At 64.4% G+C, this 12,590-nt stretch carries 12 protein-coding genes; 2 read left to right on the top strand and 10 right to left on the bottom strand.

Annotated elements, in window-relative coordinates; all coding sequences use genetic code 11:
• Both NCS28_RS04165 and NCS28_RS04170 read right to left on the bottom strand, forming a co-directional pair.
• Positions 1-762: a glycosyltransferase family 2 protein gene (locus NCS28_RS04165; protein WP_250512600.1), complete on the bottom strand. Its 762-nt coding sequence runs from the start codon at positions 760-762 to the stop codon at positions 1-3.
• Between the two features lie 67 nt (positions 763-829).
• On the bottom strand, positions 830-1,825 hold the full coding sequence (locus NCS28_RS04170; RefSeq protein WP_250512601.1) for a glycosyltransferase family 2 protein: 996 nt from the start codon (positions 1,823-1,825) through the stop codon (positions 830-832).
• 158 nt (positions 1,826-1,983) lie between these two features.
• On the opposite strand from NCS28_RS04170, the gene NCS28_RS04175 reads away from it, so the two are divergent.
• Both NCS28_RS04175 and msbA read left to right on the top strand, forming a co-directional pair.
• Entirely contained in the window at positions 1,984-3,261 is a 1,278-nt protein-coding gene (locus NCS28_RS04175; RefSeq protein ID WP_250512602.1) for an O-antigen ligase family protein, read from the top strand.
• A gap of 155 nt (positions 3,262-3,416) precedes the next feature.
• Positions 3,417-5,135 carry a lipid A export permease/ATP-binding protein MsbA gene (msbA, locus tag NCS28_RS04180; RefSeq protein ID WP_502801151.1) on the top strand — a complete coding sequence of 573 codons (1,719 nt, stop codon included), beginning with the start codon at positions 3,417-3,419 and terminating at the stop codon, positions 5,133-5,135.
• A 48-nt stretch (positions 5,136-5,183) separates the two neighbouring features.
• Here msbA and rng read toward each other — a convergent pair whose 3' ends face one another.
• From rng to NCS28_RS04220, 8 genes are all read right to left on the bottom strand, one after another.
• Positions 5,184-6,653 (bottom strand): ribonuclease G, encoded by a 1,470-nt coding sequence (rng, locus tag NCS28_RS04185; protein WP_250512604.1) that lies wholly within the window; start codon positions 6,651-6,653, stop codon positions 5,184-5,186.
• Between the two features lie 7 nt (positions 6,654-6,660).
• Positions 6,661-7,275 carry a Maf family protein gene (locus tag NCS28_RS04190; RefSeq protein WP_250512605.1) on the bottom strand — a complete coding sequence of 205 codons (615 nt, stop codon included), beginning with the start codon at positions 7,273-7,275 and terminating at the stop codon, positions 6,661-6,663.
• Between the two features lie 54 nt (positions 7,276-7,329).
• On the bottom strand, positions 7,330-7,800 hold the full coding sequence (gene rlmH / locus NCS28_RS04195; RefSeq protein ID WP_250512606.1) for a 23S rRNA (pseudouridine(1915)-N(3))-methyltransferase RlmH: 471 nt from the start codon (positions 7,798-7,800) through the stop codon (positions 7,330-7,332).
• A gap of 14 nt (positions 7,801-7,814) precedes the next feature.
• Positions 7,815-8,267 (bottom strand): ribosome silencing factor, encoded by a 453-nt coding sequence (gene rsfS, locus NCS28_RS04200; RefSeq protein ID WP_250512607.1) that lies wholly within the window; start codon positions 8,265-8,267, stop codon positions 7,815-7,817.
• A 2-nt stretch (positions 8,268-8,269) separates the two neighbouring features.
• Positions 8,270-8,971 carry a nicotinate-nucleotide adenylyltransferase gene (locus tag NCS28_RS04205; protein WP_250512608.1) on the bottom strand — a complete coding sequence of 234 codons (702 nt, stop codon included), beginning with the start codon at positions 8,969-8,971 and terminating at the stop codon, positions 8,270-8,272.
• Positions 8,971-9,930 carry an oxygen-dependent coproporphyrinogen oxidase gene (gene hemF / locus NCS28_RS04210; protein WP_250512609.1) on the bottom strand — a complete coding sequence of 320 codons (960 nt, stop codon included), beginning with the start codon at positions 9,928-9,930 and terminating at the stop codon, positions 8,971-8,973. Before hemF ends, NCS28_RS04205 begins: the two co-directional genes overlap by 1 nt.
• A gap of 138 nt (positions 9,931-10,068) precedes the next feature.
• A complete protein-coding gene (gene purD / locus NCS28_RS04215) occupies positions 10,069-11,370 on the bottom strand; it encodes a phosphoribosylamine--glycine ligase (RefSeq protein ID WP_250512610.1) in 1,302 nt (433 codons plus the stop codon).
• A 259-nt stretch (positions 11,371-11,629) separates the two neighbouring features.
• Positions 11,630-12,358: a YebC/PmpR family DNA-binding transcriptional regulator gene (locus NCS28_RS04220; RefSeq protein WP_250512611.1), complete on the bottom strand. Its 729-nt coding sequence runs from the start codon at positions 12,356-12,358 to the stop codon at positions 11,630-11,632.
• Positions 12,359-12,590 lie beyond the last annotated feature (232 nt).

Below are 12,590 nucleotides of genomic sequence, written 5' to 3' on the forward strand. Positions count from 1 at the left end.
TCAGCGCATTTCGTTCAGATACGCGAGCTTGAGAAACCGGTAGTAGACCGTCTGCGCGTTGAACACCGCGATCATGAAGCCGGCCTTGCCGTCCAGGAACCCGCGCCGCAACACATAAGTCCGCACGAATGCCCACGCGCCGCGTGCGAGCGCGATGCCGAAACTGCCGCGCTTGCCGGCCGCGTGACGCTGCTGCGCGCCCGCCGTCGAGTACGCGTCCAGCTTGCGCAGGACCGCTTCGAAATCCTCGTAGGAGTAGTGCATCAACTTGCCGGAGAGGCGCGCGACCGGCTTGCCCGTCGACAGCACGAGCCGCTCGTGCACCAGATCGGGCGAGAAGCGCGCCGTGCCGCGCCGGAACAGCCGCGGAATCCAGTCGGGATACCAGCCGCTGTGCCTTATCCACACGCCGCAGAAGCTCGACAGGCGATCGACCGCGTAGACATCCGCCTGCGGATCGGTAATGGCCGCGCGAATCGAAGCGGCCAGTTCCGGCGACACGATTTCGTCGGCGTCGATCGAGAGCACCCAGTCTGTGGTGAGTGCGTCGAGCGCGCGATTTTTCTGCGGGCCGAAGCCCGGCCAGTCGCGCGCCTCGATCACGCGCGCGCGGTGCGCCTCGGCGATGCCCACGGTCGCGTCGGTGCTGCCGCCGTCGATGACGACGATCTGGTCGGCGAAGGAAACCGCCTGCAGACATTGTGCGAGCCGCGCGGCGGCGTTGTGGGTGATGATGGCGATGCCGAGGGTGGGGAACGTCATGGTGCCTTTCAAATGGCGTGAGTGCCGGGTCGTTCGGTCGGGCGGGCTGAACGCGAAGCTCGCGCGCTCATCCGCGCAGATGCCGTTTCACGAAGAAGAACGGCGAGAGCAGCCACGGACACGTCGCATAGACGAACATCCTGAAGCGAAAGCCGAAGTCCACGTCTTTCGCAGCCGCGACGAGCGCGATCTTGCGGCCGAGCGAGCGCTCGCCAAATACCGCGCTGACGTACGTTTCGCGCGCGGATTTCGCGGCGAGCAGCGCGCGCATCGGGCCGCCGACGCCCACTTTCTCCGCATCTTCCACGAGCTGGCTCGTCTCGCCCGCGCCGTTGATGTTGGCGAGCTTGATGCGCCCGACATAGTCCGCCGGCGTGCGCCATATGCGCTTTCTGGACAGGCCGCCGCGCCGGTACTGTACGAGCGGTTCGTGCAGCGTATGGGCGCCGCGACTCATGATCGCGCGAAACGTCATGATCTGATCTTCGCCGTAGATGCCGGGGGCGATCGGCCCGAATTCCTCGAACAGCCGTCGCGTCCACGCGTGCGCCGCCCCGACGACGTGCGGCCGGTTGCCTGACCAGTCCTCGAAGCTGCGGTAGTCGTCGAGATCGGTCACGCGCAGCACGCCGTGCGCGTTGCCAACGGCGTCGATGTCCTGCAGGTCCGTCGCAACGAGGTCGTAGCGCCTGCCGCTCGCGAGCCAGTCGCGCATCACGCGCTCGACGCGCTCGGGCCTGGAGATGTCGTCGCCCGCTGCGATGAACAGCATCTCGCCCGATGCGCGCGCCGCGAGCGCGCTCAGATGCGCGCTGATGCCGAGGTTCCTGTCGTTGCGATAGAGCCGCACGGTGTGCGGGCCGCGATAGTCGCGCACGCAACGCTCGGCGACCGCGAAGGTGTCGTCGGCGGAGGCATCGTCCGAAATTAGGATTTCGAGCGGCGCCCAGGTCTGGGCTAGCGCGCCGCGGATCGCGTCGGCGACGGTTTCCTGCTGATTGAACGTGATGAGCAGGAGGCTGGCGAGCGGTGCGTCCGGCTCTATTTCTGTTGTCGCTGGCATGTCGGATTTACAACGCATGAAATGCCCGGCATCCCGTCCCGGCCGCGTGTCAGGCGTTCCGTGAGCGAAGAGCGTGCCAGGCGGCACCGGCTATAATATCGCGGGTTTTCCGGGCGCGCGACCGGACCGGCTGGTCGAATTCACGTCAGGTTCTTGATTTGGAAAAAATTCTGCGTTATGTCATCGCCGGCATGGTCTTGCTGGCCCCTGCGACCACTCTGGTCGTACGAGGTGGAACCGGTTACTGCTTTTTCGTGTTGCTCGCCATCGCGCTCTTCGCCGGATTCAGCAAGCCGTTTCGGCTGAAGGGAAGTCTGCTCATCACCGCTTATCCCTGGTACACCGCGGGCATGCTCTGTTGCATGGTCTACTTGCCATTGCAGCAGGCGATCGAAGGCTACTATCTGCCGCGCGAGTTCGACGGCCTGTCGCGACTGGCATTGAGCCTGCCGATCTTTCTGTTGCTCGTGAATCTTCCGATCCGCCATCTGAAGGCACTCGGCTGGGGCTGCGCGCTCGGTGCGATCGGCGCGGGCGCGTGGGCCGTGGACAGCAACCTCCACATGACGATCAACGATCTGAATCGCCTCGGCAACGACTATACGAATCCGATTCCGTACGGCAATACCGCGCTCCTGCTCGGCTTCCTTTCGGTGATGACGATCCGCTGGGACGACTATCCCAATGTGCTTGCGAGGCGCGTCGGCATCGCGATCAAGCTTTTGGGGCTCGTGGGCGGCGTCTATGCGTCGTATCTGTCGGGCACGCGCGGCGGATGGCTCGCGATTCCGCTGTTCCTCGTGTTGTGCTCGCTCAATTTCGACTGGATCAGGCAGCGCCGTCACTGGTTCGCAGCATTGCTCGTCGCCGTGCTGGCCATGTCGGCCTTGCTCGCATCGCCGCTCGGCCGTGAGCGCGTGATGGCGACGCGATCGGACATCGTGCGGCTGTCGGAGGGCTCGACCGACTACAGCTCCATCGGTGCGCGCCTGCAACTCTGGCGGGCGTCGATTCATCTGTTCGAGGCCCATCCGCTCATCGGCGTCGGCAAGGGGCGTCTGGAGCCGTCGCTGAGAGACATGGCGAACAAGGGCGAGGTTCCGGCCTACATCGTCAATCAGCGCGCGCATAGCGAATTTTTTTCGACGATCTCTGAACTGGGCGCGGCGGGCGTCGTCTGTCTGGCGCTGATTTACTTCGGGCCGCTCGTGTACTTCGTGCGCTATCGGAAATCGCCGCACCGCGATGTCTCGACCGCTGCGTATTGCGGGATCGCGGTATCAGGGTCGGTTATCATCTTTGGCTTGAGCATCGACGTATTCACGGTGGTGATGAGCACCGCGCTCATCGCGCTCCTCTGGGCCGTGCTGCTAGCGGTCATCACCCACGACGCGCGCCGGCCACAGGGCAAGCCGGGCCGCGGTGCAATCGGCTGATCGGCAAGCCGGTCTCGCCGGCTGACGACGCTACCAACAAACGCCGCGCGACAGGTGGGTCAGGCGCCGGGCGAAGTGGAGATACACCTTTGAACGATCAAGCAAGTTTGCGCAAACCTATCGGCGGTGAGGAAAGCAGTTCGCCCACGGCCGTCATGAAACGGCTGTGGCCGTATATCCGTCCGCTGATGGGCATGGTTCTTCTCGGCCTGTTGACGATGGGCATCGTCGCCGCGAGCGAGGCGGGCATCCCGATGCTGCTGAAGCCCTTGCTCGATCACGGCTTCGGCTCGAAGAGCAGCGATCACGCGAAATGGCTCGTGCCGGCCGCGGTCATCGGCCTCGCGCTCGTGCGCGGCGCGGCGCAATACGCGTCCGGCTATTTCCTCTCGTATGTGACGAACAAGATCCTGCTGCAACTGCGGCTCGAAATGTTCCACCGCATGATCCACACGAGCGCGGGTTTCTTTCAGCGCGAGACCGCGAGCACGGTCATCAATGCGATCGTCTTCGAGGTCAACCAGATCCTGAGCGTGCTGTCGAGCGTGGTCGTCACGCTCGTGCGCGATTCGCTCACGGTCGTGTTCCTGCTCGGGTATCTGTTCATCCTCAACTGGCGCCTCACGCTGATCGTCGCGGTGATCCTCCCGGCGATCGGCTGGCTCGTCAGCAAGATCAACCGGCGTCTGCGGCGCCTGAACCGCGAGCATCAGACGCTGACCAACGAGCTGTCGTATATCGTCGAGGAGACGGTCGGCGGCTACAAGGTCGTGAAGGTGCACAACGGCGAGCCGTATGAGATCGGCCGCTTCACGGAGATGAGCCATCGCCTGCGCGGCTACGCTATGCGCATGCAGGTATCGGGCGGGCTCGCGCAGCCGCTCACGCAGTTTCTCGCGTCGATCGCACTTGCGATCGTCATCACGATCGCGGTCGTGCAGTCGGCGAACGATCAGACGACGGTCGGGGGTTTCGTCGCGTTCGTCACGTCGATGCTGCTCGTGATTTCGCCGCTCAAGCATCTGATCGACATCAACCAGCCCATGCAGCGCGGCATGACGGCGGCCGAGCTGATCTTCGGCCTGATCGACGAACCGGCCGAGCCAGAGGGCGGCGGGCGGCGTCTTCCGCGCGCACGCGGCGAAGTCGAATTCCGCGACGTGACCTTCAGCTACGGCTCCATCGACCGGCCGACGCTCGATCGCGTGTCGTTCAAGGTCGCGCCGGGCGAGATGGTTGCGCTTGCCGGCCCGTCGGGCAGCGGCAAGACGACGCTCGTAAATCTGCTGCCGCGTTTCTTCGATCCGCGCGCCGGTCACGTGCTCGTCGATGGCGTGCCGATCGACGAATACAGCCTGCACGATCTGCGCGGTCAGCTCGCGATGGTGAGTCAGGACGTCGTGCTCTTCAACGATACGATCGCGGCGAACGTCGCGTACGGTCAGACGCCGGATCGCGAGCGGGTGATGTCGGCGCTTGCCGCGGCGAATCTGTCGGATGTGGTGACCTCGCTCCCGGACGGGATCGATACGCTGATCGGCGGCAACGGCATGCGGCTCTCGGGCGGGCAACGTCAGCGTCTCGCGATCGCGCGAGCGATCTATAAGGATGCGCCGATTTTGATTCTCGACGAAGCAACGTCAGCGCTGGATTCGGAATCGGAGCGGCACGTGCAGTCGGCGCTCGAGACGCTGATGAAAGGACGGACCACGCTCGTTATCGCGCATCGGTTGTCGACGATCGAGCGCGCGGACCGCATCCTGGTGATGGAAGCGGGGAAGATCGCGGAGCAGGGGAGTCATGCCGAGTTGTTGCGCAAGGATGGGTTGTATGCGCATTTGCATCGGATTCAGTATCAGCAGCAGGCGGCCTGACGCGCGAACCTCGCCCAAGCGCGCCTCGGGCGAGGTTTTTCGCGGGAGCTACATCAGCACGATATCGTACTGCTCCTGACTGAGATTACTCTCCACCTGCAGCGAAACCGGCTTCCCGATGAAGTCCATCAGCATCGCCAGATGCTGCGACTCTTCTTCCAAAAAAAGATCGATAACCTGCTGCGAAGCGACCACGCGAAATTCACGTGGATTGAACTGTCGCGACTCGCGCATGATTTCGCGCAGCACGTCATAGCACACGGTGCGCGGCGTCTTCACCTGACCCTTGCCCTCGCATATCGGGCACGGTTCGCACAGCACATGCGCCAGTGACTCGCGCGTGCGCTTTCTCGTCATCTCCACGAGCCCGAGCTGCGAGAACCCATTCACCGTCACGCGCGTCCTGTCCCGCGACAACGCCTTCTTCAGTTCCCCCAGAACCTGATCGCGATGCTCGACATTCTCCATGTCGATGAAATCGATGATGATGATCCCGCCAAGATTCCTCAACCGCAATTGCCGCGCGATCGTATGCGCCGCTTCGAGGTTCGTCTTGAAGATGGTGTCGTCGAAATTGCGCGCGCCCACATAGCCGCCCGTATTGACGTCGATGGTCGTCATCGCTTCGGTCTGGTCGATCATCAGGTAGCCGCCCGACTTGAGATCGACGCGCCGCGACAGCGCACGCAAAATCTCCGCCTCGATGTTGTACAGATCGAAGAGCGGTCGCTCGCCAGTGTAGTGATGCAGACGCGACGCCACCGCCGGCGTGAACTCCGCCGCGAAGTCGGCGAGCATCTGATACGTTTCGCGCGAATCGACCTGAATGCGCGTGGTCTCGTCGTTGACGAAGTCCCGCAGTACCCGTTGCGCGAGGTTCAGATCCTGATACAGCAGCGTAGTGGGCGGCACGCGCTGCGCTTGAGCCACGATCGTCGCCCAGGTCTTGCGCAGATAGGCGACATCGGCGGCGAGCTCTTCGCTCGTCGAGTCTTCGGCGATGGTCCGCACGATGTAGCCGCCTTTCTCATCGGCGGGCAAGACGGCCGTCAGGCGCGCGCGCACGGCCTCTCGATCCGCCTCGCTCTCGATCTTCTGCGAGATGCCGATATGCGGCTCCTGCGGCAGATACACGAGCGTGCGTCCCGCGATGCTCACCTGTGTCGATAGCCGCGCGCCCTTCGTGCCGATCGGGTCCTTCACGACCTGCACCATCAGCGACTGTCCTTCGAAGACGATCTTCTCGATCGGCACATGCGGCGCCGACGAATGCGGCTCGCCCGCGATGCGCGGATGCCAGATATCGGCGACATGAAGAAACGCCGCCCGCTCGAGACCGATATCGATGAACGCCGACTGCATGCCCGGCAGCACGCGCACAACCTTGCCGAGATAGACGTTGCCGACGCGTCCGCGCGAAAGCGTGCGCTCGACGTGAAGTTCCTGAACGGCGCCTTGCTGAACCAGTGCGACCCGGGATTCCTGCGGTGTGACGTTGATCAGGATTTCTTCGTTCATGGCCTGTTTAGAATGCGACGCGCGCCACGCGCAAGAGTGCTGCTGTTTCGAAAAGGGGCAAACCCATGATACCCGAATAGGACCCGTCGATTCGCTCGATGAACTCCGCCGCGCGTCCCTGTATGCCGTACGCGCCCGCCTTGCCGAGCGGCTCGCCCGACGCGGCGTAGCGCTGCAGCGCAGCACGGTCGGCGCGCGCGAAGCGCACCGTCGAGCGCGAGAGCGCGGGTTCGAGCAGCGCGCCATCGGCATCGACGACGGCGAGCGCCGTCAGCACTTCATGCTCGCGGCCCGCGAGGCGTTCGAGCATCGCGACGGCGTCTTCTTCGTGAAGCGGCTTGCCGAGAATCAGGCCGTCGATGGTCACGGTCGTATCGGCGACGAGAATCGGCGCGAGCGCATAGCCGCCCGCGACGAGCCGCGCGCGCGCCGCGTGCGCCTTCAGCGCGCAGACGCGCGCGACGTACGCATCGGCGGATTCGCCCTGCAGCTCGGCTTCGAGCGCTTCGGCGTCTTCATCGGGACGGGGAAGAAGGAGTTCGTACTGCACGCCGAGCTGACGCAGCAGCTCCTGACGGCGCGGGCTTTGAGACGCGAGATAAACGAAGCGATGAGTCGGCATCTTGAAGTCGGGTTCGAATGGCGCGCGGGCATTCGATCCGACATCGAAAAAGCCTCACGCGCGATGGTAGGGATGATTCTGCGTGATGCTCCACGCGCGGTAAAGCTGTTCGGCGAGCAGCACGCGCACCATGCCATGCGGCAGCGTGAGGCTCGACACGCGCAGCATCAGTTCGGCGCGCGCCTTCACGGCCGGGTCGAGCCCGTCCGCGCCGCCGATCACGAACGCGACATCGCGCCCGTCCTGCTGCCAGCCGGGCAGGGCGTTCGCGAGTTGCATCGTGGTCCAGTCGCGGCCGCGTTCGTCGAGTGCGACGACGCGCGCGTTCTTCGGCAAAGCCGCTTCGATACGCTGCTTCTCGGCCGCCATCACGCTCTCGGCGTTGCGTCCCGACGAGCGCTGCTCGGGCTTGATTTCTTTCAGCTCGATGCGCAGTTCGGGCGGCATGCGCTTCGCGTATTCGTCGAAGCCATTCGTGATCCAGTCGGGCATCTTGTGTCCGACGGCGAGGATGACCAGCTTCATCGAATGAAGCGGCTTCAGTGCTTGCGCGTGGTCTTGCGCGCGGGACGTTTGGCCGCGGGCGCGGCGTCTTCGTCGTCCTCGTCTTCGTCGGCGGTCACGTTCGCGCCGCCGAACATGTTCGGCGTTTGCAGCTTCACGCGCACGGGCTTGTCGCCCCAGACTTCCTCGAGGTTGTAGTACTGGCGCAGCGCGGGTTGCAGGATGTGGACGACCGCGTCGCCGCAATCGACCAGCACCCATTCGCCGATCTCTTCGCCTTCCGTGGAGATGATGTCGCCGCCGGCTTCCTTGACCTTCTCGCGCACGCTGTTGGCGAGCGCCTTGGTCTGCCGGTTCGACGTGCCGCTCGCCACGACCACGCGGTCGAACAGCGACGTCAGATGGGTCGTGTTGAACACCTTGATGTCTTGCGCCTTGACGTCTTCGAGACCGTCGATGATCGCGCGTTGAAGCTTCTGAAGTTCCATATTTACCGTGTCTGGTACAGGTGATGTTGAACAATATAGTCCCATACAGCCGATGGGACCTGATCGCGTGCATCCGCGCGGGCGCCGTGTTCGTCTGTCATCGTGCGCGCTTCCTCGCGGATCGCCGTGGCGGATACGTCGAGTAGAAGCGTTTCGTCGATGAGCACGTGCCCGTGCGGGCTCGCTTGCAGTGTTTCGGGCGATGCGGCGCGCTGTCCGACTTGCGCGGCGACCACGGCGGGCAGCGTCGAGACATCGAAGCCCGGGCGGGTTTCCACGCAGATGTGCGCGTAGTCGAAGAGCCGCATCCATTGATGCCACGAGTCGAGCTTGACGAGCTGATCCGCGCCCATCAGCAACGAAAGCGATGCGTCCGCGCCTTCGCGCTCGCGCCAGCGCGCGAGCGTGTCGACGGTATAGGTGTCGCCCTGGCGATCGATTTCATCGGTTGCGACGATGACCTGCACGCCGTCGAGCACGAGCGATGCCGCCGCCGCGCGCGTCATCGCCAGCCGATGTTCCGGCGCCGATACGCCCGCTTTCTGCCACGGCTGACCGGCGGGCAGCAGCACGAGCTCGGTCAGTCGCAGCAATTCGACGAAGCGCCGCGCGAGCGCGAGATGCCCGTTGTGGATCGGATCGAAGGTGCCGCCGAATATGCCGACGCGCTTGGCGCTCGACGCGCTCACGGTTGCGGCTTGCATCACAGCCATTCCCGCCGCACCAGAAAATCTTCGTACAGCCGCGCTTCCGGCGTGCCGGGCTCGGGTTTCCAGTCGTAGCGCCAGTTCGCGACGGGCGGCATCGACATCAGGATCGATTCGGTGCGTCCGCCGCTTTGCAGGCCGAAGTGCGTGCCGCGGTCGAACACGAGATTGAATTCGACGTAGCGCCCGCGACGGTACGCCTGGAACTCGCGCTCGCGCTCGGAATACGGCGTGTCGCGGCGGCGCTCGATGACCGGCAGATACGCTTTCAGAAACGCATCGCCGACGCTTTGCATCATCGCGAACGATTTCTCGAAGCCGGGCTCCGAGAAATCGTCGAAGAAAATGCCGCCGATGCCGCGCTGCTCGTCGCGGTGCTTCAGATAGAAGTACTCGTCGCACCACGTCTTGAAGCGCGGATACAAGTCCGCGCCGAACGGATCGAGCGCGTCGCGGCAGACTTGGTGAAAATGCCGCGCGTCTTCCTCGTAGCCGTAGATCGGCGTGAGATCCATGCCGCCGCCGAACCAGAAGATGGGCGCTTCGCCGGCTTTCGTCGCGGTGAGCATGCGCACGTTCATGTGCACGGTGGGGCAGTGTGGATTGCGCGGATGCATCACGAGCGAGACGCCGAGCGCCTCGAAGCCGCGTCCCGCGAGCTGCGGACGCGCCGCGCTTGCGGAGGGCGGCAGCGCGTCGCCCTGCACGTCGGAAAAGCCGATGCCTCCGCGCTCGAAGAACCCGCCGCCTTCCAGGATGCGCGTGACGCCGCCGCCACGCAGATGTGCGCCGGGCTCGCGGGTCCACGCATCGGTGCCGAAGGCGGTGCCGTCGAAGGCGCCGAGGGCATCGGCGATGCGCGTCTGCAGGCCCGTCAGATAGTCGCGGACGGCCCCGATATCGTGGGCTGCGTCGTGTTCTTTGCGTTGTTCCGCGCTGCGGTTCGGTTCACTCATCGATTGCTGCGTGCGCCCGTGGGCGGCCAAGAAAGGGCGGGGGTAAACCCTTCGCCTCGAAACTCTCAAAAGCGCGCTGCCGGACACGAGGTCCGGCAGCGCGTTGATTCGTGCGGCAAAAGCCGCGCCATGACATCTTCAGTGCTTGTCCGCGGGCTTCTCCGCCGACTGCTTGCGGTTCACCGCCCGATAGCCGATGTCCCGGCGATACTGCATGCCGTCGAAGGAAATCTGGTTGACTGTATCGTAGACCACGGATTGCGCGCCGCGCACGGAATCCGCCAGACCGACGACACACAGCACGCGGCCGCCCGAGGTCGTGAGCTTGCCGTCGGTGAGCGTCGTGCCCGCGTGGAAAGTGACGGAGTTATCGGTTTCCGCCGGAATGCCGCTGATGCGGTCTCCCTTGCGCGGCGTCTCCGGATAGTTGTGCGCCGCGAGGACGACGCCGAGCGCCGTGCGGCGGTCCCAGTCGAGATCGACGGTATCGAGCTTGCCGTCGATCGCCATTTCCACGACTTTCGAGAAGTCGCCCTTCAGGCGCGCCATGATCGGCTGCGTCTCAGGATCGCCCATGCGGCAGTTGAATTCGAGCGTCTTCGGATTGCCGTTCGCGTCGATCATCAGGCCGGCGTACAGGAAGCCCGTGAAGCGGATGCCTTCGCTTTCCATGCCGCGCACCGTCGGCTGGATGATTTCGCGCATCACGCGCGCGTGCAGTTGCGGCGTGACGATCGGCGCGGGCGAGTACGCGCCCATGCCGCCCGTGTTCGGGCCCTTGTCGCCGTCGAGCAGGCGCTTATGGTCCTGACTCGACGCGAGCGCCAGCACGTGCTTGCCGTCCACCATGACGATGAAGCTCGCTTCCTCGCCCGCGAGAAACTCCTCGATCACGACGCGCGCGCCCGCATCGCCGAGCCTGTTGTCGGCGAGCATCGAATCGACGGCGGCGTGCGCTTCTTCAAGCGTCATCGCGACGACGACGCCCTTGCCGGCTGCCAGCCCGTCGGCCTTGACGACGATCGGCGCGCCTTTCGCGTCGATGTAGGCGTGCGCGGCCGCGGCGTCGGAGAAAGTTTCGTATTCGGCCGTCGGAATGTTGTGGCGCTTCATGAACGCCTTCGCGAAGTCCTTCGAGCTTTCGAGCTGCGCGGCTTCCCTGGTCGGTCCGAAGATTTTCAGGCCGCGCGAGCGGAACACGTTGACGATGCCCGCGGCGAGCGGCTGCTCCGGCCCGACGAGCGTGAACGCGACATGCTCTTTCTCGACGAAATCGGCGAGTTCCGCCGGGTCCGTGATGTCGACGTTGCGCAGACGCTCGTCCTGCGCGGTGCCGCCGTTGCCCGGCGCCACATAGACGATCTGCACGCGCGGCGATTGCGCGAGCTTCCAGGCCAGCGCATGTTCGCGGCCGCCGGAACCGACGACGAGTAACTTCATTTGAATCCCCGAAATCCTGACAAAAAGCGGCTTGAGAAAAGCGGCGGGCGCATGGCCACCGAGTTGCGCGTTATGACGGCCGTCAAAACGTCGCGAAGGCGGCTCGCGCTGACATCGGCTGCGTCACGCGCCTTCCAGTGGCGATGCGGCGCCGCGAAGAAACGCGCGGCGCTGCTCCGGCATGCGAGCCGAAGCGAAAGATGTTCCACGCGAGGGCGGGGCGGCTCACGTTGCGCCGCGCCCTGTGCGATCCGAAGCTTTAGTCTTCGTTGATCGCGGCGTTTGTATGGACTTCCTGCACGTCGTCGAGATTTTCGAGCGCGTCGAGCAGTTTTTGCATCTTCACTGCGTCGTCGCCGCTGAATTCGACTTCCGTCTGCGGTTTCATCGTCACTTCGGCGAGTTCGGCCTTGAAGCCCGCGGCTTCGAGCGCGTCCTTCACCTTTTGAAAGTCGTTCGGCGGGCAGACCACTTCGATGCTGCCGTCCTCGTTCGTCACGACGTCGTCCGCCCCGGCTTCGAGCGCGGCGTCCATGAGCTTGTCTTCCGGGGTGCCGGGCGCGAACAGGAACTGGCCGACGTGATCGAACATGAACGACACCGAGCCGTCCGTGCCCATGTTGCCGCCGAACTTCGAGAATGCGTGGCGCACCTCCGCGACGGTGCGTGTGCGGTTGTCCGTCATCGTGTCGACGATGATCGCCGCGCCGCCGATGCCGTAGCCTTCGTAACGGATTTCTTCGTAGTTCGCGCCATCGACGCCGCCGACGCCGCGCTGGATCGCGCGGTTGATGTTGTCCTTGGGCATGTTGGCGTCGTAGGCCTTGTCGACGGCGAGACGCAGGCGCGGGTTCGAATCGACCTCGCCGCCGCCCATGCGCGCCGCGACCTGGATTTCCTTGATGAGGCGCGTCCAGACCTTGCCCTTCTTCGCGTCGGCCGCGGCTTTCTTATGCTTGATGTTGGCCCATTTCGAATGACCCGCCATTACGTTTCTCCGTCGCGCGCGGGCGTCTAGCCGTGCGCCTAGTGTGCTGTCGTGCTTTGTGATGCCGAATGTGTCTGCCCGCGCCGCGCTCGTGCAACGGCGGCCAGTTCGCTCGCGGATCGTCCGATCCGGCGTAACCATGTAGGAACAGACCGAAATTTTAGCATGGCGGCGCGCGCTCCCAGAACCGCTGCGCGCCGGCCGAAACGGGAAAAATGATGCAAACCGCGTG

It is taken from the genome of Caballeronia sp. INDeC2, from assembly GCF_023631325.1.
Classification (GTDB): Bacteria; Pseudomonadota; Gammaproteobacteria; order Burkholderiales; family Burkholderiaceae; genus Caballeronia.